The 21295-nt window shown below is 53.8% G+C and carries 20 protein-coding genes; 14 read left to right on the forward strand and 6 right to left on the reverse strand.

Translation table 11 applies throughout. From position 1 onward, the window contains the following. Positions 1 to 3: 3 nt before the first annotated feature. The 11 genes from ileS to NFC81_RS03470 all read left to right on the forward strand — a co-directional run bounded on the left by ileS (position 4) and on the right by NFC81_RS03470 (position 12317). Positions 4 to 2814, forward strand: coding sequence for an isoleucine--tRNA ligase (gene ileS / locus NFC81_RS03420; protein ID WP_304996138.1), 2811 nt, complete (start codon positions 4 to 6; stop codon positions 2812 to 2814). Then, the gene (gene lspA / locus NFC81_RS03425; RefSeq protein ID WP_304996139.1) at positions 2814 to 3326 is read left to right on the forward strand and encodes a signal peptidase II; all 513 of its coding nucleotides are present in this window, start codon (positions 2814 to 2816) and stop codon (positions 3324 to 3326) included. Before ileS ends, lspA begins: the two co-directional genes overlap by 1 nt. A gap of 33 nt (positions 3327 to 3359) precedes the next feature. Further along, the gene (gene fkpB / locus NFC81_RS03430; protein ID WP_304996140.1) at positions 3360 to 3803 is read left to right on the forward strand and encodes an FKBP-type peptidyl-prolyl cis-trans isomerase; all 444 of its coding nucleotides are present in this window, start codon (positions 3360 to 3362) and stop codon (positions 3801 to 3803) included. Between the two features lie 33 nt (positions 3804 to 3836). Next, positions 3837 to 4790: a 4-hydroxy-3-methylbut-2-enyl diphosphate reductase gene (gene ispH, locus NFC81_RS03435; RefSeq protein ID WP_304997010.1), complete on the forward strand. Its 954-nt coding sequence runs from the start codon at positions 3837 to 3839 to the stop codon at positions 4788 to 4790. Between the two features lie 144 nt (positions 4791 to 4934). Then, positions 4935 to 5612, forward strand: coding sequence for a GspH/FimT family pseudopilin (locus NFC81_RS03440; protein ID WP_304996141.1), 678 nt, complete (start codon positions 4935 to 4937; stop codon positions 5610 to 5612). Further along, the gene (gene pilV / locus NFC81_RS03445) at positions 5605 to 6096 is read left to right on the forward strand and encodes a type IV pilus modification protein PilV (RefSeq protein WP_304996142.1); all 492 of its coding nucleotides are present in this window, start codon (positions 5605 to 5607) and stop codon (positions 6094 to 6096) included. Before NFC81_RS03440 ends, pilV begins: the two co-directional genes overlap by 8 nt. After that, a complete protein-coding gene (locus tag NFC81_RS03450; RefSeq protein ID WP_304996143.1) occupies positions 6093 to 7289 on the forward strand; it encodes a PilW family protein in 1197 nt (398 codons plus the stop codon). Before pilV ends, NFC81_RS03450 begins: the two co-directional genes overlap by 4 nt. Before the next feature lie 14 nt (positions 7290 to 7303). Next, the gene (locus NFC81_RS03455; RefSeq protein WP_304996144.1) at positions 7304 to 7870 is read left to right on the forward strand and encodes a PilX N-terminal domain-containing pilus assembly protein; all 567 of its coding nucleotides are present in this window, start codon (positions 7304 to 7306) and stop codon (positions 7868 to 7870) included. A 105-nt stretch (positions 7871 to 7975) separates the two neighbouring features. Continuing rightward, positions 7976 to 11536 carry a PilC/PilY family type IV pilus protein gene (locus tag NFC81_RS03460; RefSeq protein WP_304996145.1) on the forward strand — a complete coding sequence of 1187 codons (3561 nt, stop codon included), beginning with the start codon at positions 7976 to 7978 and terminating at the stop codon, positions 11534 to 11536. Further along, on the forward strand, positions 11533 to 11832 hold the full coding sequence (locus NFC81_RS03465) for a hypothetical protein (protein WP_304996146.1): 300 nt from the start codon (positions 11533 to 11535) through the stop codon (positions 11830 to 11832). The genes NFC81_RS03460 and NFC81_RS03465 overlap by 4 nt, the downstream gene beginning before the upstream one ends. Before the next feature lie 29 nt (positions 11833 to 11861). Beyond that, positions 11862 to 12317, forward strand: coding sequence for a type IV pilin protein (locus NFC81_RS03470; RefSeq protein WP_304996147.1), 456 nt, complete (start codon positions 11862 to 11864; stop codon positions 12315 to 12317). A 9-nt stretch (positions 12318 to 12326) separates the two neighbouring features. Here NFC81_RS03470 and NFC81_RS03475 read toward each other — a convergent pair whose 3' ends face one another. After that, complete coding sequence (locus tag NFC81_RS03475; RefSeq protein WP_304996148.1) at positions 12327 to 12848, reverse strand: GspH/FimT family pseudopilin; 522 nt, start codon at positions 12846 to 12848, stop codon at positions 12327 to 12329. Positions 12849 to 13039: 191 nt separating this feature from the next. Here NFC81_RS03475 and NFC81_RS03480 point away from each other — a divergent pair, with 191 nt between their 5' ends. Continuing rightward, positions 13040 to 14674: an NAD+ synthase gene (locus NFC81_RS03480; protein WP_304996149.1), complete on the forward strand. Its 1635-nt coding sequence runs from the start codon at positions 13040 to 13042 to the stop codon at positions 14672 to 14674. Positions 14675 to 14735: 61 nt separating this feature from the next. Here NFC81_RS03480 and NFC81_RS03485 read toward each other — a convergent pair whose 3' ends face one another. Then, on the reverse strand, positions 14736 to 15551 hold the full coding sequence (locus NFC81_RS03485; protein ID WP_304996150.1) for an outer membrane protein assembly factor BamD: 816 nt from the start codon (positions 15549 to 15551) through the stop codon (positions 14736 to 14738). Between the two features lie 101 nt (positions 15552 to 15652). Between NFC81_RS03485 and rluD the strand changes: the two genes are divergently transcribed. Further along, on the forward strand, positions 15653 to 16615 hold the full coding sequence (rluD, locus tag NFC81_RS03490) for a 23S rRNA pseudouridine(1911/1915/1917) synthase RluD (RefSeq protein ID WP_304997011.1): 963 nt from the start codon (positions 15653 to 15655) through the stop codon (positions 16613 to 16615). Then, the gene (gene pgeF / locus NFC81_RS03495) at positions 16602 to 17345 is read left to right on the forward strand and encodes a peptidoglycan editing factor PgeF (RefSeq protein WP_304996151.1); all 744 of its coding nucleotides are present in this window, start codon (positions 16602 to 16604) and stop codon (positions 17343 to 17345) included. The genes rluD and pgeF overlap by 14 nt, the downstream gene beginning before the upstream one ends. Here the strand turns inward: pgeF and NFC81_RS03500 are convergent. The 4 genes from NFC81_RS03500 to NFC81_RS03515 form a co-directional block, all read right to left on the reverse strand. Further along, positions 17342 to 17605: a DUF3081 family protein gene (locus tag NFC81_RS03500; protein ID WP_304996152.1), complete on the reverse strand. Its 264-nt coding sequence runs from the start codon at positions 17603 to 17605 to the stop codon at positions 17342 to 17344. The genes pgeF and NFC81_RS03500 overlap by 4 nt on opposite strands. A 79-nt stretch (positions 17606 to 17684) precedes the next feature. Then, positions 17685 to 19151 carry an ATP-binding protein gene (locus tag NFC81_RS03505; RefSeq protein WP_304996153.1) on the reverse strand — a complete coding sequence of 489 codons (1467 nt, stop codon included), beginning with the start codon at positions 19149 to 19151 and terminating at the stop codon, positions 17685 to 17687. Next, a complete protein-coding gene (locus tag NFC81_RS03510; protein WP_370529886.1) occupies positions 19144 to 19878 on the reverse strand; it encodes a response regulator in 735 nt (244 codons plus the stop codon). The genes NFC81_RS03505 and NFC81_RS03510 overlap by 8 nt, the downstream gene beginning before the upstream one ends. Further along, the gene (locus tag NFC81_RS03515; RefSeq protein WP_304996155.1) at positions 19871 to 21112 is read right to left on the reverse strand and encodes an ABC transporter substrate-binding protein; all 1242 of its coding nucleotides are present in this window, start codon (positions 21110 to 21112) and stop codon (positions 19871 to 19873) included. The genes NFC81_RS03510 and NFC81_RS03515 overlap by 8 nt, the downstream gene beginning before the upstream one ends. Positions 21113 to 21295 lie beyond the last annotated feature (183 nt).

Consider the following 21295-nt stretch of genomic DNA (forward strand, 5'->3'; position numbering starts at 1 on the left):
GCCATGACTGACTATAAAGCCACACTGAACCTGCCCGATACCGAGTTTCCCATGCGTGGCAATTTGCCACAGCGCGAGCCTGAGCGCCTGCAACAGTGGGCCGAGCAGGATATTTATCAGAAAATTCGTGCGTACGCGGCTGGTCGTCCTAAATTCATTCTGCACGACGGCCCTCCGTACGCCAATGGCGACATTCACATCGGCCATGCGGTAAACAAAGTTTTAAAAGACATGATCGTCAAATCGCGCGGTTTCATGGGCTTTGATGCGCCCTATGTGCCCGGCTGGGACTGCCACGGCCTACCCATCGAACACAAAGTAGAAACCATGATTGGTCGTGCGGGCGACAAGGTCGACCACAAAACCTTTCGGGCTAAATGCCGTGAATACGCGCTGAAGCAAGTGGATGGTCAGCGCGAAGCCTTTAAACGCTTGGGTATCTTTGGCGACTGGGACAATCCGTACCTGACGCTCGATAAAAAAGTTGAAGCAGACATCATCCGCGCTTTGGGCGACATCGCCAAAAATGGCCACCTGCATAAAGGCTTTAAGCCGGTGTATTGGAGTGTGGTGGGCGGCTCGGCCTTGGCAGAAGCGGAAGTCGAGTATCAGGAAAAGACTTCGCAAGCCATCGATGTGGGTTACCCTGTTGTTGATTCCGCCAAATGGGCCGCGGCCTTTGGTGAAGTGGGCAAGCTGAGCGATGCCAGCGTGGTGATCTGGACCACCACTCCATGGACCATCCCCTCCAGCTTGGCCGTAAGCGCCCACCCAACGGTGGAATACGCCTTGGTGAAAGCCAATGGCAAGCATTACGTGCTGGCACGTGATCTGGTGGACGAAGCAGCCAAGCGCTACGAATGGCAGGACACCAAGGTGGAAGCGCTCACTCGCGGTGCTGCACTGGAAGGCTTGCTGATGCGTCACCCTTTCTACGAACGCGATGTGCCCATGCTGTTGGGTGAGCACGTGACCACCGATGCCGGTACCGGCTTTGTACACACCGCGCCCGACCACGGCGTGGACGACTTCATAGTGTGCCGCAAATACGGCATTGAAACCATCAACCCCATCGATGACGGTGGTTTGTACCGCGACCACATCGAAGGCTTTGCCGGTCAGCACGTTTATAAAGTCGATGCGCCCATCATCGAACGATTGCAAGCGGCGGGCAACTTGGTGGCCCACGAGACAATCAAGCACCAGTATGCACATTGCTGGCGTACCAAAACCCCCTTGATCTATCGCGCCACACCACAGTGGTTTGTGTCGATGAGCAAGAACAACCTGCGTGATCAAGCATTGGACGCCATCAAAGACGTGCGCTGGGTGCCTGCGTGGGGCCAAAACCGCATTGAAGCCATGATCGAGCAGAGCCCAGACTGGTGTATCTCCCGTCAGCGTACCTGGGGCGTGCCGATCTGTTTGTTCGTGCATAAAACCACGGGCGAGTTACACCCACGTACGCAGGATATCATCGAACAGGTCGCGCAGCGGGTTGAGCAAGACGGTATGGATGCGTGGTGGGAGTACGATTCCGCCGAACTGCTGGGTGCCGATGTTGACGACTATGAAAAAGTCACCGACACCTTGGACGTGTGGTTTGATTCGGGCGTGACGCATGCCAGCGTGCTGCGTAAGCGTCCTGAGCTGGGTCAGTACCCGGCCGACATGTATCTTGAAGGTTCAGACCAACACCGTGGTTGGTTCCAATCGTCGCTGAAAACCGGTATCGCCATCAACGGCACAGCCCCTTATAAGCAGGTGCTGACACACGGTTTTACCGTGGACGAAAACGGCCGCAAGATGTCCAAGTCCATCGGTAACATCGTTGAGCCACAGAAGATCAACAATACGCTGGGCGCGGATGTCTTGCGCTTATGGATTGCATCGACCGATTACAGCGGCGACATGAGCTGTTCGGAAGACATCTTGAAGCGTTCATCTGACGCCTATCGTCGTATTCGTAACACTTGTCGGTTCTTGTTGTCGAACATGGCAGGCTTTGACCCGGCGACCGATTTGGTGCCGATGGACGACATGCTGGCGCTGGATCGTTGGATGGTGCATCGCACGGCGCGTTTGCAGGCCGAGATTCACGACCACTACGACAACTACCAATTCCTGAATGTGTACCAGCAGGTACATAACTTCTGTGTCTTGGAACTGGGTGGTTTCTACCTCGACATCATTAAAGATCGTCAATATACCACGCCGACCAATTCGTTGGCGCGCCGCAGTGCGCAGACGGCGCTGTATCACACGCTGCAAGCCATGGTGCGCTGGATAGCGCCCATCCTCAGCTTCACCGCTGAAGAATTGTGGGCCTATATGCCGGGTGAAAAAGCCGAGTCTGTGTTCTTGAACACCTGGTACGACGGTTTGGTTGAATTGCCCGATGACGCGGAATGGGGTGACGAGTTCTGGGAAACCTTGATGGAAGCCAAAGAAGGCACCAACAAAGTATTAGAGCTGGCTCGCAGCAATGGCATGAAAGGTGGCAGTTTGGGCGCTGAAGTGACGCTGTATTGCACCAATGATAGGGCGGACGTTCTGCGTAAGCTGGGTGATGAACTGCGGTTTGTGCTCATCACCTCCGGCGCGACGGTGAAAGACCTAAATGAAGCACCGGCAGAAGCGCAGGACAGCGATGTAGAAGGCCTGAAAGTGTTGGTTAAAGCGGCTTCCGGCACCAAGTGCGTGCGTTGCTGGCATCACCGTGAAGATGTGGGTAGCCATGCAGAACACCCCGAGTTGTGTGGCCGTTGCATCACCAATGTGGCCGGTGACGGTGAAGAGAGGTTGTACGCTTAATGACCGTCAGGATCAAAGGGTACGAGTTGCAAGCCAAACAAGCCATTTGGTTGTTGATTGCCGTGATAGTCATCGTGTTGGACCAGTGGACTAAATCTCTGGTGTCCAGTGCGTTGGCTTACGGCCAACGCATCAATGTGCTGCCGTTTCTCGACATTACCTATGTACACAACCCCGGAGCGGCGTTTAGCTTTTTGGCCAACGCCGGTGGCTGGCAGATCATCTTCTTTACTGCGATTGCCGTAGTGATGAGCATTGTGTTACTGGTCTGGACCTTAGTGTTGCCGCGTACCGCTAAATGGATGCCAGTCACCTTGACACTCATTATGGGTGGCGCCATTGGCAATGCCATTGATCGAGTGCGGTTTGGCTACGTGGAAGACTTCATTCTGGCGTATTGGCAGAACTGGTACTTTCCGGCGTTTAACGTGGCCGATGCCGCTATTTCTGTCGGGGCCGTTATGTTGCTGGTGGATGCATTCTGGTTGGATAAACGGCGCTCAGCCGTCTGATCAGTCCTTGAATAACGCAACGGGTAAAGATTCATGCAAATAACGAATAATTCGCTGGTTACCTTGCACTTCTCTCTGGCGTTGCCGGACGGTGAAGTCATCGACAGCAACTTTGACGGCAGTGCCGCCACGTTTCAGATGGGCGATGGTAGCTTGCTGGAAGGTTTTGAAGCCTGCTTGCTGGGTTTAACCGCAGGCGATAAGAAAACGGTACAGATCGCCGCGCAAGAAGCCTTTGGCGAGCACATGGAAGACAATGTGCAGAACTTCAAACGGCACCAGTTTGGCGCTGATATGGTGTTGGAACCGGGCGTAGTTGTATCGTTCGCTGATGCCGCCGGTGCGGAACTGCCCGGTGTGGTCAGCCGTTTAGACGGCGACTACGTGACGGTGGACTTTAATCATCCATTGGCGGGTAAAGACATCACCTTCTCGGTGTCTGTGGTCTCGGTGGCCGAGGCCCCGCAAGAGGTATAAGGTATGACGGCGACGACGGTAGACCCACAAACAATGTCGATCAAGCTGGCGAACCCGCGCGGCTTTTGTGCTGGCGTTGACCGAGCGATTGATATTGTAAACCGTGCCTTGGAAATTCACGGCGCACCCTTGTATGTGCGCCACGAGGTCGTACACAACAAATTCGTGGTCGATAATTTGCGTGCCCGTGGTGCGGTGTTTGTGGATGAACTGGACGAAGTGCCTGACAATCAGTTGGTGATTTTCTCTGCGCATGGCGTATCGAAAGCAGTGCAAGAAGAAGCGCGTCGGCGCGGTCTGCGGGTGTACGATGCCACCTGTCCACTGGTCACCAAGGTGCATCTGGAAGTCACTAAATTCAGCCGTGACGGTATGGAATGCATTCTCATCGGCCACAAAGGCCACCCGGAAGTGGAAGGTACCATGGGCCAGTTTGATGCGCGCCAAGGCGGTGCCATGTACTTGGTAGAAAGCGTCGATGATGTGCAGGCGTTAGTGGTACAGAATCCTGCTCGGCTCGCTTATGTCACGCAAACCACTTTATCAATGGACGACACGGCGCAAATTATAGACGCCTTGCGCCAGCGCTTTCCGCTCATCGAAGGGCCACGTAAAAACGACATCTGCTACGCTACACAAAATCGCCAGGACGCGGTCAAAACATTGGCCGATGAGTGTGACGTGTTGCTGGTGGTCGGCTCGCCGAACAGCTCTAATTCTAACCGGCTGCGCGAACTGTCCGAGCGCATGGGGTGTCCGGCGTATTTGATTGATTCGGCCGATGAGATACAGGATGCCTGGCTCGACGGCAAGCAATGCATTGGTATCACTGCCGGTGCTTCAGCCCCCGAAATATTGGTTGAGCAAGTCATTGCAGCACTGCGTGAGCGCGGTGCTACCGCACCGCAGAACATACAGGGTATTCCAGAAAACGTCGTGTTCAGTTTGCCGAAAGAATTGCGGATAGACGTCCGACAAATGGATTAAAAAATAAGGAGCTACGGCTCCTTTTTTAATGAGCAGATTAACAAGCACTCGGTTGTGTGCGGCACGATAAGCCGTTGCGAAATTGTGTGCTGTATCACAAATCTACGCGTTGAACGTTCGTTCATCCACAAAATATGACCGTTCATGCGCAAGCTCACAGACATTCGGCGACGAGGCATTATTATGTTGGCATCGGTGCATTTTGCACTTTTTATCGAACAACAATTTCCTTTATCGGATACCGGCTTTATGACCCAACTACGTATTCATTCCAGTTTTCAGCGGCCACGCCAAAGCAAGGCGGCGCAGCGCGGTATGAATATCATCGAGTTGATGGTGGTGGTTGCTATTGTGGGTATATTAAGCCTGATTGCCGTACCCAACATGCGGGTAATGGTAGAAAACAGCCAGGTAAGGAGTACCACCAATGACTTGGCCGGGGCATTATCTTACGCCCGCAGTGAGGCGTTAACACAAAACGGTATTCAGCTGAGACCACGTGTCGTTGGCGGTACTGCATCGTTTAACAATGGCTGGTGTATTGTCGCCGTAACGGTCCCCCAGCTAACCTGCGAAAACGGTGGTGACAATATAGTGCGTTTTTACGAATCCAGCAATGCACTCACCATTACGACGACTCCCGCAGGGCTCGGGGTGGTGCAGTTCGATGGCCGCGGCGCGCTGGTGTTGGCGGGTGGCAATCCACCGGGGTTTACTGTTCGTCACAATAACTGCGCTGCCGGTGATACTGCCGAGCGCGCGCGTACCATAGCGCTTAGTCGTACAGGTCGGGCAACGGTAGGAAGAACAAACTGTGTTTAAAAACAGACGAATCAACCCATCAGCACCTGCCCGATCAATGTCCGGTCGGTTGCAGCGCGGGGTCTCTTTGATTGAGGTTTTGGTCGCCATGACGGTGCTGGCCATTGGCCTGTTGGGGATGGCTGCACTCTTGGGCAATGCCATGCAGTTCAATCAAGGTTCGCAGGCGCGTACCCAGGCCGTGTTGCTGTCTAATGACATGGCCGAGCGGGTGCGGGCCAATAGGCCGAACAGAGCCGCCTATACGATGGTGGTGGCCGTGGATGATATGAATTGCGACCCAAGCTGGGCTCCTGATGTTTCGCTGACAGTGGCGCAGAATGATTTAGCAGAATGGTTCAACAGCGTCGCCTGTAATTTGCCGGGCGGTTTTGCAGAAGTGGATGTCACGAATAACACCCTGAGCATAGCGGTAGGGTGGACAGATACGACCGGCGCAAACGTCGTCGATGAAGAAATTTTTGTAATGAGTTTCGAAATATGATGCCCTCTCCTCGTTCATTTAAAGCGACATTGGGTCGCCGTTACCAGCAAGGTTTGTCGCTGCTGGAAGTGATGGTAGCCATGGGTATCGGTTTGTTGCTCATTGCCGGGGTGACTCAGTTATTTATCGGTTCAAACCAAAATTTCGTGGTGAAAGAAAGTGTATCGCGTATGCAGGAAGACGTGCGCTTTGCCATGGACCAGTTTCAGCGTGATATGCGTATGGCCGGGTTTCGGGGGTGTACGCGAGATCTAACCGATCATCTCAACCCGGCGGGCACACAATTCGAAGAATTTTTATTGGGCAGTACGCCTGTATTCGGGTGGGAATACTCTTCCACTTCGGGTGGTTCAAACCCCGGTAGTCAACTGAGATTGCGTGCTCTCGAGGCTGACAGTGTTACTCACTCTTGGGGGGCTGGACCGGTAGGCGCTGCACCTTCACTGGCTATTTTGCCCGGCGGTGCGGCGTTTTTTGCCAATGTGCAACCGGGTAGCGATATGTTTGTGGTGAGTTTAGGTGAAGTACACAACGTGCCTGTCACCGGAGCTAATCTCGCTGTCAATCCAGGTTTAAACTTGGCGGCAGGATCACAACTGCCCGTGACGCAAGGTGGTATTGTCATCGTCAATTCCGGTGATTGTGCAACGGCTGACCGGTTTCAGCGCACCAATGAACCGGGTGATGGTAATTTCGTAGCCAGAGCAAACGGTTTCGGGAATCCGAGTAATCAAGCAACGACCAACTTATTCAGTACGAACTATGATGACGGTAACGCGACTCTGGTCGAGTATCGAAGTTGGCTATATTTTATTCGTCCTACGGCAGAGGGGCCGGAGCTGGCGCGTCGACAGATTGGGCCGGGTACTGCAGGCTTACCTATTGAAACGGTCGTACAAGGCGTCGAGAACATGCAGGTGCTGTACGGTGTTTCGACCGGCGGATTGAATAATCGGGTGAATCAATACGTCACGGCAGAGGACGTTACCGATTGGGGTGACGTGATGAGCCTGCGTATAGCGCTGTTATTGCGCACCATGGACCCCGTCAACCCTGACACCAACTTCCGTTCATATAATCTACTAGGTACTGAAATTTTTCCAAGTGGTGTCACACGGGACGATGTCGACGGAGATCGTTTTATCCGTTTGGTCGCCACCACCACGGTTGGCTTGCGAAATAAACTGGAATGAACCGAGTACACATTATGTTGCGCAACAAAAAGCTCTCGTATTCACCTAATGCAATGTTATTGGCTCGTCATAATCAGAGGGGGGCTGCTCTGTTAATCAGCTTAGTGCTGCTGATTGCTCTGAGCTTACTGGGTATCAGTGCGATGCAGGGCACCATTATGCAAGAACGTATGTCGGTCAATCAGCGCGATGTCGAAATCGCGTTTAACAATGCGGAGTCTGCGTTGCGGACGGGCGAGAATTGGGTAGAGGTACCCGGTAATGCCGTGACTGCACTAACTACGGCGAGGCTACCCAACATACGCACATGGCAGCCGCCGCGTCTGGATGCCGGAGAGTCCTGGGATGATATTGCTGAGGTGACGGGAGCCGTCGATCATAGCTTCCCGATAGGTCACCCTTACCGAGCGGTTCAAGAGCCCCTGTACCATGTCAGTTGGCGCGGTGAGTACTGCAAGCCGGGTGCATCGTTAGATGAACCTTGTGAAGATATTTATGCCGTGGCGGCGCATGGCAGCGGTGCATCGCAACGCGGCCAAGCCGCGGTGACCATTTTGCAGTCCATTTATGTATTGCCCTAGTAGGGCGGGTATTTATACCCGCAGACTTGCTGCCTAAACCTTAAGAGCTTTTGTTAAGGGACACCAGTTTGCATGAGAGCATCTAGCTTATTTTGGAGAGACCACATGAATCAGCACAGCACCAGCACTTGGCGTCTATTGCGCAACCGCTTTACGGGCTGGATGGGCATACTTTTAATGCTCTGGAGTCAACTCAGTGCAGCGCCCATTAACATCGCCAATACACCGCTGTTTTTAACCAGTAATGTAGACCCGAATATTATGTTTATTATCGATGATTCGGGGTCTATGCGGTTTGAGTTGATGCCAGATGACATTATCTACAGCACGGCGCGCTTTATCTTTCCGCGCGCGGATAATGTCTATGGTACGGGGGCGTACAACAACCGCGTACCAACGGTCGATGCCAATGATCCGTACAATGCGTTTTCCCGATCCAGTCAAACAAACACCGTTTATTATGATCCGAGTATTACCTACACTCCATGGGTGAAACACGACGGCAGCCTTTACCCAAATGCTGCTGCTAGTTGCGCGCTGCATAATCCGAAAAATACAACCGCTGATTTTAACAGAGATTTATGCATTAACTTGACCGTAGAGAACGAAAATCATAACGAGGTGCGTTGGATATCGTGCGCAAGTCAGGGCAGAGACTGCAGTGCTACAACTGCCAACAAAAAGTTTTGGCCAGCGACCTACTTTGTTCTGAATGATACAGATAACGTATGGGATTGGAACAGCTACACAAAGGTTGAAATAAAGGAGGGTAATACCTATAGCGGTGACGGCCGAGAAAACCGCACCGATTGTGTCGCTGGCGTCTGTACCTACGCGCAAGAAATTCAAAATTTCGCCAACTGGTATACTTACTACCGGTCTCGTACACTCGCCGCGCGAGCGGGTATTGGGCGCGCCTTTGCCGAGCAAAGCGAGGGTATGCGCGTGGGCTACGGTGCCATCAATAAGGGCAGCGAGAATATTGATCAGCTGGGCAATACTCAAACTATTGTCCGTGGTGTGCGCCCGTTTTCTGGTGAAGATCGTAAAAAGTTCTTTGAACTATTGTATGAAAGCGATGTGCCAGCTATGGGTACACCGTTGCGCCGCGCGCTGGATGACGCGGGCAAGTATTTCAGCTCGACGAGTAATCGTGGGCCATGGGGTGCGGTGCCAGGCTCTAACGTTAGTACAGACCACCTGCAGTGCCGCCAGAGCTTTACCATCCTGATGACCGATGGCTATTGGAGCGGGACAGTGCCTACAGGTATAGGTGACCAAGACAACAAAGATGGGTCACTGATCGAAGGCCCTGGTGGGCAGTCCTACCAATACATCGCTACTGCCGATGAAAATCGACCATTCTTTGCTGATCGTGGCGATACTTTGGCTGACGTGGCAATGAAGTACTGGAAGAATGATCTACGCCCACTGTTGCCGAACCGCGTGCCTACAACGGATCGTAACCCGGCCTTTTGGCAACATATGGTGACCTATGGTGTTGGCCTCGGGGTAACGGGAAGTATTACCCCTGATGAAGCTTGGAAAGCGTTTTGGGCAGAGGAAAAGATCGAATGGCCAGAGGTTAACACTAACGCGGGCAAAATTGACGACTTACTGCATGCGGCGATAAACAGTCGTGGCGGATTCTTCAGTGCGGCAGAGCCGGACGTATTTGCGGATGAATTGGGTGCGGTATTACGCGATATCGTGGCGCAAGTTGAAGGCTCGGCCACGGCAGCGGCGACCAGCTCCAGTGTGCTAAGAACCGATACTGTGGCTTATTCAGCGGGTTTCCGCAGTACGGACTGGAGTGGTTTGCTTCAAGCGCATGAAATTTTGCCTGGTGGTGTTCGAGGCCCCTTGGTTTGGGATGCGGAGCAGACGCTAAGGAATCGAGCAGCCCCCCGCAAACTGTATACCTATAACAGCGATACGGATCGTGGTGTGGATCTTGACCTCAATCAACTGGCAGCGACGCAGCGCGCGTCTATTGATATTGACGGGCGTGGTAGCGACCGTCTGAATTGGTTGGCAGGTACAGAATTCGGTGACTTGCGTTCTCGCTCGGGCACTGGTGCCCAACGCTTGCTAGGAGATATCATCTATTCCAACCCACAGTTTGTGGGTCGTCAGTCATTTGGGTACGGTACACTGAATGACTATCATGTATTTCGTGGCACCATCGCCAACCGCGCTGACGTCATCTATGTTGGTGCTAATAGTGGTTTCCTGCATGCTTTTGATGCTCAGTCCGGTGAAGAGCTTTTCGCTTATATGCCCTCAACACTGTTGGGTACAGACCCAGCTCAACAGGCACCGATTGCCAGCTTGATGGAAGAAGATTACCAACACCGCTACTTTATGGACGGTACACCAGTGATTGCTGACGCTTATGTGGACAATCAATGGCGCACCTTGTTGATCGGCACCCAAGGCCTGGGTGGCCGCACCGTATTCGCACTAGACATCACTGACCCCGAGAACTTTGATCCTGAAGATCATATTTTGTGGGAGTTTACGCACGACGAACTGGGTTACAATGTCGGGCAACCCACCATAGTCCAAACGCGTGATGGTAAATGGCGAGCGGTATTTGGTAATGGCTATAATTCAGCCAATAATAAAGCGCAACTGTTTGTAGTAAATCTTGATGATCCGGATGATTTTAGAATTATCGATACGGGTGAAGGTTCTGCCGCGCAACCCAATGGTTTAGCCGCCCCTCTGTTGTTGAATTACCCCAATTCCGATAGACGTGCCAGCCGTTCCTATGCGGGTGATTTATTAGGAAACCTATGGCGATTTAATCTGGCAGACGCCGATCCCGAGAATTGGACGGCAGTGAAGACCTTCACGGCGACAGACCCAGACAATGGACTGCCACAACCCATTACCACCCGTCCGGTTGCGGCGCTCGATCAGCGCGCCAATGGGCTAATTGTATCCTTTGGTACGGGAAGTTACTTTCGCAACCAGGACAGCGCCGAAAACAGCACGCAGATCCAGTCGCTCTACGGTGTCTTTGATGGATTCACTGGTGGTCCTTGGACGCGAGCCAATCTACTGGAACAGGAAATTATTTTCGAAGATTCGGTAACGGTTGAGGATGCTGAAGGCAATGAGATCGAATATGAAAGCCTTCGTGTGGTTTCCGATAACGATCCAGAGACCAGCGCACCATCGGAACATCGAGGCTGGGTATTGGATCTGATTCACGACAACAAATTTACCGGTGAGCGGGTGATCAGCCGGCCTACGCGACCTTCAGGAGATGGTAGGGGGTCCGTGCGCTTTACTACCTTGGTGCCAAATGAAGACCCTTGCTCCACCGGGCGCGCAGGGTTCTTGATGGACTTGGATATTTTCACCGGTGGCCGTCATGCGTTCCCTGTGTTTGACTTAGACGGTGATGGCAGCATTACGTCGGGCGGTGGAGATACCATCACCATAACGATCACCGATTCCGATGGAAGTACGACAGAAGTTGAGGTGCCCGTCAGTGGTGTAGGCAATATCACGCAAGGCGAAGAGTTACGCGTGGTGACCGACGAAGATGGAATTGACAATATCGTGCCAGATATCAATAACCCCGGCACTAATAACCCTGGACTACTGGGCGGTGAAAGAACGACGGGCCGCCAAGCATGGGAGCAGATCCGATGAACAGATTACTTCAAGCTATCGCGTTATGCTGCGTGCTGATACTCAGTGTGGTTGCACAGTCACAAGAGTCGACGGACTCATTTTGGACAGCGACTGTCTATCGAGTTGATTTGGCCAATGGGTATGTCGTAATGGATGACACCGTCTATTATTTGGCGCCTCGGGTTAACTATAACGGTAATATGATACCAGGCACCGCGGTATTGTCGCAGCTACGCAGTGGCATGACGGTGCGAATAGAGGCCGAATTTGTCGCCGGCCAGAACCGCATCTTAGCGTTACAAACGCGTTTCTGACGTCCGCTTTAATTTGGAGAGTGAGTTTTATGAGTAGTCAGTTTTCCGGTGGTTTTGCGTCGCGCATGCGCGGTGTGAACCTGATCGAATTGATGATTGTGGTGGCGGTGATAGCGGTATTGGCGGCGATCGCCATTCCTAACTATCAGCGCTATCAGCAGGATGCGCGCCGTGCAGACGCACAAGCGGTTTTGGTTGATTTTACCCAGCGCCTAGAGCGCAACTTTTCAGTCAATAATTCCTACTTACGTCCGGGCGGAGTGGTGCAAGATTTACCGGCTGCAATTACTGGGTACACCTTCCAGTACTCAGCGGCACCGAATGCGCCAACAGCGACTTCCTATCGTGTAGAGGCACGTCCGGTTAACGTGCAAGCCAACGATCGTTGTGGCGTGCTCTTGGTGGATAATCGGGGCAATCGTACGGCACAAGTACTTAACGCTGACAACTCATTAGGCGCTGTGATCAACGATTGTTGGCGGTAATCCGCTGGTTCAGCAACTGAGTGGCAAGTCAGTATGATCCAGCCACTCATTGCGCGACCGGCCGCTCATGTTGACCACAATACGGGCTGCGGCAGTTTGGTGGTCGGGGCAGTAGCGGACATGCCCGAGTGTCCCATGCGATGATCCTCGCGATGTAAACTGGAAGTAGCTTTTCCAAGCCGGGGCGGCTTGAAGCCTGCCGTGCGCCACACCGGGGAAACGCTCGATAACCTGCTCCTCCTGCGTTACCGCACGTAGATTAAAAGGATCAAGAAAGACCGTCAGTTCTCTGTTCCAGTCATTGCTGCACCGCTGGCTAGCGTCCAGCGGGCAAATGGTCACCAGTTGCTGGTGGTAAACCGCTGACTGGCGCCCGAGTTTCAAAGCGACATGCACTTGCGACATGGCAGCTCGCGTTTGCGCGCGTTCTACGCTGGCGCGTAATGGGGCTATGGCCACAGAAGCCAGAATGCCAAGTATGGCAACCGTCGTCATCAGTTCCAGTAGATTGAAGCCTGCCATCCTTTTCATAGGCGTTTGTCCTTAACTCATGGTGGAAACTCTCGTGGCCTATTTTCGACCGATTAGCGTCTCTGTGGTACTCACCCTGGGTTTAAATTTAAGCGTCTAATGGCACAGCAAAGCCCTATTCACATGGCATTTCCACTGACTTTCGCGGACAATAAGGCCAACGATGTTAAGAACAGGTTCATCTCGCGACTATGACTAACGCGCTCACCATCCAAATGATTCAGGCTGACTTTCCTGTTGGCGATATTCCCGGCAATGCGCAACGTATCATCGAGCATGGGCGGTCTGCGGTGGCCGAGGGCGTGGATGTAGTGGTGTTCCCGGAATTGACGCTGTGCGGCTATCCGCCGGAAGACTTGTTACTGCGCCCCAGTTTGTCCTTGCGTATTCAGGCGGCTTTAGATGAGATAGCGGCCGCCAAATTGCCGATCACCTTGGTGTTTGGTCTGCCGTGGGAAGACAACGAGCGGCTGCATAACGCGGCGGTGGTGATGGAGGGCGGTGAGTTAAAAGCGCGTTATTACAAGCGCCATTTGCCGAACTATCAGGTGTTTGATGAACATCGCTATTTTACGCCGGGCCTGTTAACCACGACCTTCGAGTGCAAGGGCATCACGTTAGGTTTAAGCATCTGTGAAGACGTCTGGTTCGACGATGTCTTGGAGGAAAGCAAAGCGGCGGGCGCGGAAATTGTTTTGACGCTTAACGCGTCGCCGTTCCACATAGATCGTATTGCGCAGCGCCGCGCTCTGCTAATGCAGCACGCGCAGCGTTTCGGCCTGAATCTCGTTTACGTGAATGCGGCGCATGCACAAGACGAACTGGTGTTTGATGGTGGTTCCATGGTGGTGGATGACAAGGGTGTGCTGCGCGCCGCGTTGCCAGCGTATAAAACCATGTGCGAGTCGGTTACCTATGTGCGTGATACAAAAGGTGTCGTGACGTTGCAAGGCGAATACCCGGTGGCCGAGTTGATGGGCACCGAAGCCAGTGTGTATGAGGCGCTGTGTATGGGCTTGGCCAGCTATGTGAATCGAAACGGCTTCAAAGGCGTCATTCTGGGCTTGTCGGGCGGTATTGATTCAGCCTTGAGTTTGGCCATCGCTGTTGATGCGCTGGGCGCTGACCGAGTGCAAGCGGTGATGATGCCGTTTGAATATACCTCGGCGATCAGTCAGGAAGACGCCAAAGCCGAAGCGGAGCTATTGGGTGTGACCTACCATGTTCTGCCGATTCACAGCATGTTTGATGCGGGTCTTGAGCTGCTGAATCCGTTGTTTGAAGGACAGGCGGCGGACGTTACCGAGCAAAACATGCAGGCCCGCATTCGTGGCCTGTTGTTGATGGCGCTGTCGAACAAGCTTGGCCTGATGGTCTTAACCACTGGTAACAAGAGCGAGCTGGCCGTGGGATATGCAACCCTGTACGGCGATATGTGTGGAGGTTACAACGCCTTGAAAGACGTGCCTAAGCAGTTGGTTTTCCGCTTGGCGCGCTATCGCAACAGCATCAGCCCAGCCATCCCGGACCGGGTAATTACCCGTCCGCCCAGTGCGGAGCTGGCACCGAATCAAAAAGACGAAGACAGCCTGCCGTCGTATGAGATTTTGGATCAGATCATCGAGCGTTATGTGGAGCGCGATGAGAGCGCCGAGGATATTGTTCATGCGGGCTTCGAGCGCGATACCGTGTACCGCGTGGTTACGCTGATCGACCGTAACGAATACAAGCGGCGCCAAGCACCAGAAGGCGTGCGTATCACGCCGCGTGGGTTTGGCCGGGACCGTCGTTACCCGATCACCAATGGTTGGAAGCCGGGCGTGTAACCGTAGGAGGCCAGCACTCTGGCCGAATCAACGGCGGCGGGTGTTTACACCTGCCAATGGGTTAACCCACCACGCCCAACGTCAGCCAGAAAATCAACGGACGCCGGAAACGGAAATCCGCCACCAAGGTCTCGCCACGCACCAGGTCAGACTCAGGAAATTCGGCCCGCAATATAGACACCATCTGTGCCGCTCGTTCGTCATCACCTTGCATTTCATAAGCACGTGCTGCCAAGGCTAGGCCGTCGGCCTGTACGTGCTCACCGGCAAAATCCTCAAACAACCGGTTCAAGCGAGCGAGGGCCGCCTCAGGTTTCTTTACCTGATAATAGTAAGTCGCCACATTGAGGTTGTATTCCGCCAAGCGAGTACGGGAGATTTGCATAATGCCTTTGGCTGGCTCAACAAATTCACTGTCCGGGTACAGGGTTAGGAACTCGCGTAATTGCGCAAAGGTGCGCTCATAACCACTGATGTCGCGGTCCACCGGGTTGCGGGTACTCAGCAGGCCAGCGGTCTGTTCGGCCATGCCAAAGCTGGTTAGGCCACGCAAGTAATACACATAGTCGATGTCTGGGTGCGCTGGCTGCAGTCGGATGAAGCGGTTGGCCCGACGCATCGCTACATCATATTGGCGGTCACTGTAGCTTGCGTATATCAAGTCCAGTTGAACTTGCGTAGCATAGGCGCCGAACGGAAAGCGACTTTCCATCGCTTCGAGTTGTTCGATCGCTTGCGAGTATCGACCGCGCTCCAAAAATTCGGCGGCGCGTTCGTAACTGTCGGCCTCTGTCGTAATGCGAGTTTGGTTGCCGCTGCACCCTGCCAGTATCAAAAGACTGACCAACAGAGCGAATATTGAAAATCGTCGGAACATGTTTTTCCCTGACTAGACTAAATCAAATACAATAGGACTTAATGAGCTTCGGGCTTACCCGAATGCCGCACTATTAAAACACAATTATGGCCACAACACCCATGCAAGAATTGATAGAAATGGAAGCACAAGTACCGGTTTCCATGGGCGGCCAACGTGTCGACCAAATCGCTGCGCAACTGTTTCCCGAGTACTCGCGCTCTCGCCTGCAGGGCTGGCTAAAGAGCGGCCAGATGCTGGTTGACGACCAGCCAGCCAAACCCAAAGACAAGCTGGTGGGTGGTGAATGGCTGCGCGTCGAAGCTGAGCTGGAAGTATTCAGTGAATGGCGAGCGGAACCAGTAGATTTTCCGATTCATTACGAAGATGAATCCATTATCGTGGTCAATAAGCCTGCTGGGCTGACTGTACACCCCGGTGCAGGTACTCCAAACGGTACTTTGTTGAACGGTTTGCTGCATTACGATCCCGATCTAGCCAGCGTGCCGCGTGCCGGCATTGTGCATCGCCTCGACAAGGACACCACGGGGCTGATGGTGGTGGCGCGTACTATCGAGGCGCAAACGGCGCTGGTGCGTGATCTGCAAGAACGCGAAATCTCCCGCGAATACGAGGCAGTGTGCAAGGGCGTCATGACCGGTGGCGGCATTGTCGATGAACCCATCGGTCGCCACGGTACGCAGCGCACCAAAATGGCAGTACGCCCAATGGGTAAGCCAGCCACCACGCATTATCGTGTTTTGCAGAAATTCGCCAATCACACCCACGTGCGTTTGAAGTTGGAGTCTGGGCGGACACACCAAATTCGCGTGCACATGGACCACATTCATTATCCGTTGGTCGGTGATCCCGTGTATGGTGGTCAGTTCTCGTTCCCGCGCGACATTTCTGACCGCTTAAAGGAAGCCCTGCAAGGGTTTCGGCGTCAAGCACTGCACGCCAAAGCTCTGGGTTTGTTTCACCCGGAAACCGGTGAGTGGATGGAATGGGAAATTGATCTGCCCGAAGACATGCAGCAGTTGTTGCATGTCATAGCCGAGGAGTCACCGAATGACGAATACTGATGGCCTGCTAATTCCAGAATGGGATGACCTTCCCGACGGCATTCATGCAGTCACCACTACTCGTTTGGGTGGATTCAGCGAAGCGCCTTATAGCAGCTTTAATTTGGCGCACCATGTAGGTGATGACCTGCCTTCGGTAAAACGCAACCGCGCCCGTCTAGCTGACCTGTTGGAACTGCCTGCCGTGCCACAATGGCTGAGCCAAGTGCACGGCATTCAAGTAATGCGTTTTCTAGAGCCGGAAGTTGCCACGCTGCAAGCCGATGCCTCGTACACCAATAAACCCGGTGTGCCTTTGGCCATAATGACCGCCGACTGCTTGCCCGTGCTGATCGCGTCGAAAGACGGTGAAGAGTTGGGTGCTGCGCACGCGGGTTGGCGTGGTCTGTGTGACGGTGTGATTGAGGCGCTGACGGGACACTTTCGCGCTCGACCCGATGAACTGACTGTATGGCTTGGCCCGGCGATTGGGCCAGAGGCGTTTGAAGTCGGCGCAGAAGTCCGCACGGCGTTTATGGCGGTAGACCCGAAAGCAGAACTGTGTTTTGTCGAGCAAAGCAACGGCAAATACCTAGCGGACATTTACGGCTTAGTGAGGCAGCGCCTGACTCGGCTGGGTATCAGCTCGGTCAGCGGTGGCGAATACTGCACGGTGACCGACAAGGAACATTTCTTCTCTTATCGTCGTGACGGTAAAACCGGTCGCATGGCAACCCTGATATGGCGTTAAGCGTGCCCTTCTAGCAAGCGCTCTATCCGTTTCAAGAACTGCGCCGTAGCTCGTCCACTGGGTGATTCTACCGCGCATTTCTGATGAAACATCAGAACTACTGTCACCGTGCCATCACTCAACGTTACGTTATAGCCGTCGTATCCTGCTTGCGCTGTCAGCCCTTGAAAAGTCCTTGCCCCGTCTGTTGTTGCAGTGCCTTGATCTATGATCACTTGGTATGCCTGCAGTAATGTGTAGGGGTCCATTTTTTCCAGCATTAAAAGCGCCTCCGGAAAAGCATTCAGTGGTTATAGCACTACAGGTCATTAATCAAAGTAGATCTTAATGCGGAGACAATCAGTTTGATAAGGGCAATACCACACGCACTTCAAGGCCGCCCGTTGTTCGGTTGTGAAGTTCAAGCTCGCCACCATGCCCGTGAATAATAGCGCGCGCGATACCCAGGCCTAGCCCCATGCCGTTCTTGTTCAAATGTCTGCCGTGGGCAAGCCGCGTGTAGGGCTCAAAGAGCTTCTTCATGTCGTCATCGCTGATGCCGGGGCCGTTATCGAGGATGCGGATGACGAGGTGGCTGGTGTTGGCTTCCAGAATAATGTCAGCGCGTTCGCCGTAGAACACCGCATTGTCGATCAGGTTGCTCAAACAACGCTTCAAAGCCAAAGGTTTACCGATGAAATTTGGCTGACTGGCAATGCGAACAGTGACGGGGTGTCCGGCCAGTGTGTTGTCGCGTGCCAGCTTTTGCAGGAGACGAGACAGGTCTATGGCGTGCGGGTCTTCATGAATGTCGCTGTCGCGTACGCTCTGCAATGCTCCCTTTACCATCAACTCGAGTTCGTCTAAGTCCTCATTGAATTCCTGCTGTAATTGTCCGTCTTCTAACAATTCAGTACGCAACTTGAGTCGAGTGATGGGGGTTCGTAGATCATGAGAGATAGCACCAAACAACCGTTCGCGGTCGGTCATGTAGCGTTGAATACGGGATTCCATTACGCCGAAAGCGCGGGCAGTGGCGTCCAATTCACGCAGGCCGGAGTCTTGCAGCGGTGCATGGTCCATACCGCGACCAAAGGCGTCTGCTGCGGCGGCTAAATCAGCCAGTGGCCGGGTTTGCCAGCGCACGAACCACACCGAGAGCACGCCCACAATCAATAATGACAACAGCAACGATAGCCAACGTTCACCCGTTAAGGCTCGAGTTTTGTCGAGAATATAGGGGTCGGGCAACAGCGTGGCGATGTACATCCAGGAGCCGTCGCGCAGCTTAACCTGACTGACGAGCAAAGGAGCGGGGCGGGGTTCTAACACCAAACTTTGGCGAATCCAGCGGTCGGGAAGGTCGGTAAGTAAGGTGCCATTGGTAAACACAACCGCGTGCTCTGGCATCACCAAGGCGGACTGAACATCGTTAACCCCTAGCTCGTCGGCCAGTACCGCGTTCACTTCTTCGAGGATTAGTGATCGTAGGCTATGGCTCATTTGCTCGGGCAATGTGATGGGATTTTGATTCAAGTTGAGAAAGTAACGGCTACCGCCTATTTCACGCTGTTGATCCAACACGATAGGCCGGACATTGTCGGGTAGAGCAGAGAAGTATTGCACCGTGGAAGCCATTGACAGCGCCAAATAACGCACGCTTTCAGACAGGCTTTGCTTCGCGTCGCTGCTGACTTGGCCTGCCCATATGGCACTGGTCACGATTTGTGCAGTGCTGACGCCGGCCACCATAACGATCAACAGGCGGGCGATCAGTGAGGAGGGCATCAAGCGCCACAGAGGTGATTTTTCAGCAGCGTTAGTCATGCTGAGGAATGTCCTTATGTCGCGTGACTTCTGCGCTGAAGACATAGCCCTCGCCGCGCACCGTTTTGATCAGTTGGGCCGTTTTGCCATCGTCACCCAAGCGTTGGCGCAGGCGACTGATCTGTACATCGAGGTAGCGATCCAGCGGACCCATGTCGCGGCCGCGGGTCAGCTCCATCAAGCGTGTACGTGTAATAACCTCGCCCGCGTGGCGTATAAAGAAGTGCAGCAGTTGATAATCTGCACCGTTCAGGTTCTGCCAGCCATCTTGCGGGGTGAGCAGTGAGCGCTCCAAGGTATCGAGCCAATAATCGCGAAACCGATAGTAGCGCCCAGCGCTTTCAGTCGTGTGGGCGGGCTCGTAACGACGCAGAATGGCTTTGATGCGAGCCAAGAGTTCGCGCGGACTGAACGGCTTAGCTAGGTAGTCGTCGGCTCCTAGTTCCAATCCGACCACTCGGTCGGTTTCTTCCGCGTTGGCGGTCAGCATGATGATGGGCACGTCAGATTGGCTGCGCAAAGCCCGGCACACGCTGAAACCGTCTTGCCCTGGTAGCATGATGTCCAGTATGACCACGGACACCTCATGGGCGCAACGCGGAAAATCATCGAGAAAGGTTTCGCCATCAGCTGCAACCGCAACGTTGTAGTTGTTGCGTTCCAAGTAGGTTTTCAGTAGTTCACGAATTTTCTGATCGTCATCGACGACATAAAGTGTCTTATTCATGGTCACTCAATGCGCTCAGAATTTGAGCGAGCCGTAGTTGGGTAATTTCGATGGGTATACTGTCATCGCGAAAGAATCGATGCAGGGTGTCGAAAATGGCGCTTTCTACACCCGGCGACGTTGCCATGCTGTGCGCCATGCTGGGGGCCAATAGCCCGGCCTGTTCGGCTTCACGAAAGACGTGCGCCGACGTCTGGGAACAGTCGTCGAAGCCTTCTAGTTTGATGTCTGCGCGGGCCGGAATAGTGCCCTTAGCCAGTGAAAATCGACGCTGTGTTTCCTCATCCAAAACGGTATGTGCAAACGCTGCCTGTGCGCGTTGCGTATCTGCTTTATTGCTTCGGAAGAACACAAAGGTATCGGCGCTGTACAGGTGATTTTGTGCTGTTCCGGGGACGGGCATGCAGAGGTAGTCTTTGCCCGGCAATTTATGCTGCGCAGTAAACTCGCCTTTCACCCAGTCGCCCATGATCTGCATAGCGGCATCACCGTTAATGACCATCTGGCTGGCTTCTTGCCATTCTCGGTTCTGATTCTGAGGGTCCATTATGCCTTTCAGGCGGCGCAGCAGGCTCAGGGCTTCAGCCACGCGGACGTCGTGCAGGGCGTTGGGGTCTAGATCAACAAAATACGCGCGATAAAACTCGGGGCCACCGACGCTGAGCAATAATGTTTCAAACAGGGTAGCCGTTTGCCATGCCTGTGCGCCGTGTGCCAACGGCACAATGCCCGCCGCTTGGAAGACTTCGGCAGCCTGAAACACCTGGCTCCAACTGGTGGGTAGGGGCAGATTATATTGTTGAAAAAGTGCTGGGTTCAGCCACATCCAGTTGATGCGATGAATGCTGACGGGCACGGCGGTGCGCACGCCATCGGCGTGAGTCAGGGTTTCCAAGGTGGCATAGCGTTCGCCGGGCCACGCGGTAGACCAGTCATCTAAGGGTTGCAGATACCCCAAGCGGGCCCAGAGACGAATATTGGGGCCGATGATTTGTGCGGCGCCAGGGTGTTGCCCGGCGATGACTCGAGCCTTGAGTACGGCCATGGCAGAATCGCCGCCACCGCCGGGTACGGCGTAGTCTTGCCACTCGACTTGGGCATGGGTAAGTTGCTGGCGCAATATGTCGGCGGCGGCGTGTTCGCCTGCGGAGGTCCACCAGTGCAGGACTTCCAAAGGTTGTGCCAGCGCGGTGGCGCTCAGTAACAGCGGTATGGCCATTAGACGTTTGAGCATGGGTATGCAGCCGTTGTGTTGTTCTTATTAGGTGGTACCTATCTTAACCCACTATATTCTCTTGTACTCTTTCAAAGTCTTGCAAAGCCTTTCGACAAATACCCGACCTGTGGCCTCTCGGGGTATGCCTCCGGCGCTCCACGGCAGGCCGAAAGTCGCGCCTTGAGGCACACGCCCTGCGGC

This window comes from Salinispirillum sp. LH 10-3-1 (assembly GCF_030643825.1).
Classification (GTDB): Bacteria; Pseudomonadota; Gammaproteobacteria; order Pseudomonadales; family Natronospirillaceae; genus Salinispirillum.

Excerpts from the sequence above, each read along its gene's own strand:
- ileS (WP_304996138.1), top strand. The coding sequence starts at position 4 with ATGACTGACTATAAAGCCACACTGAACCTGCCCGATACCGAGTTTCCC.
- lspA (WP_304996139.1), top strand. The coding sequence starts at position 2,814 with ATGACCGTCAGGATCAAAGGGTACGAGTTGCAAGCCAAACAAGCCATT.
- fkpB (WP_304996140.1), top strand. The coding sequence starts at position 3,360 with ATGCAAATAACGAATAATTCGCTGGTTACCTTGCACTTCTCTCTGGCG.
- ispH (WP_304997010.1), top strand. The coding sequence starts at position 3,837 with ATGTCGATCAAGCTGGCGAACCCGCGCGGCTTTTGTGCTGGCGTTGAC.
- NFC81_RS03440 (WP_304996141.1), top strand. The coding sequence starts at position 4,935 with ATGCGCAAGCTCACAGACATTCGGCGACGAGGCATTATTATGTTGGCA.
- NFC81_RS03450 (WP_304996143.1), top strand. The coding sequence starts at position 6,093 with ATGATGCCCTCTCCTCGTTCATTTAAAGCGACATTGGGTCGCCGTTAC.
- NFC81_RS03455 (WP_304996144.1), top strand. The coding sequence starts at position 7,304 with ATGTTGCGCAACAAAAAGCTCTCGTATTCACCTAATGCAATGTTATTG.
- NFC81_RS03460 (WP_304996145.1), top strand. The coding sequence starts at position 7,976 with ATGAATCAGCACAGCACCAGCACTTGGCGTCTATTGCGCAACCGCTTT.
- NFC81_RS03465 (WP_304996146.1), top strand. The coding sequence starts at position 11,533 with ATGAACAGATTACTTCAAGCTATCGCGTTATGCTGCGTGCTGATACTC.
- NFC81_RS03470 (WP_304996147.1), top strand. The coding sequence starts at position 11,862 with ATGAGTAGTCAGTTTTCCGGTGGTTTTGCGTCGCGCATGCGCGGTGTG.
- NFC81_RS03475 (WP_304996148.1), bottom strand. The coding sequence starts at position 12,848 with ATGAAAAGGATGGCAGGCTTCAATCTACTGGAACTGATGACGACGGTT.
- NFC81_RS03480 (WP_304996149.1), top strand. The coding sequence starts at position 13,040 with ATGACTAACGCGCTCACCATCCAAATGATTCAGGCTGACTTTCCTGTT.
- NFC81_RS03485 (WP_304996150.1), bottom strand. The coding sequence starts at position 15,551 with ATGTTCCGACGATTTTCAATATTCGCTCTGTTGGTCAGTCTTTTGATA.
- rluD (WP_304997011.1), top strand. The coding sequence starts at position 15,653 with ATGCAAGAATTGATAGAAATGGAAGCACAAGTACCGGTTTCCATGGGC.
- pgeF (WP_304996151.1), top strand. The coding sequence starts at position 16,602 with ATGACGAATACTGATGGCCTGCTAATTCCAGAATGGGATGACCTTCCC.
- NFC81_RS03500 (WP_304996152.1), bottom strand. The coding sequence starts at position 17,605 with ATGCTGGAAAAAATGGACCCCTACACATTACTGCAGGCATACCAAGTG.
- NFC81_RS03505 (WP_304996153.1), bottom strand. The coding sequence starts at position 19,151 with ATGACTAACGCTGCTGAAAAATCACCTCTGTGGCGCTTGATGCCCTCC.
- NFC81_RS03510 (WP_370529886.1), bottom strand. The coding sequence starts at position 19,878 with ATGAATAAGACACTTTATGTCGTCGATGACGATCAGAAAATTCGTGAA.
- NFC81_RS03515 (WP_304996155.1), bottom strand. The coding sequence starts at position 21,112 with ATGCTCAAACGTCTAATGGCCATACCGCTGTTACTGAGCGCCACCGCG.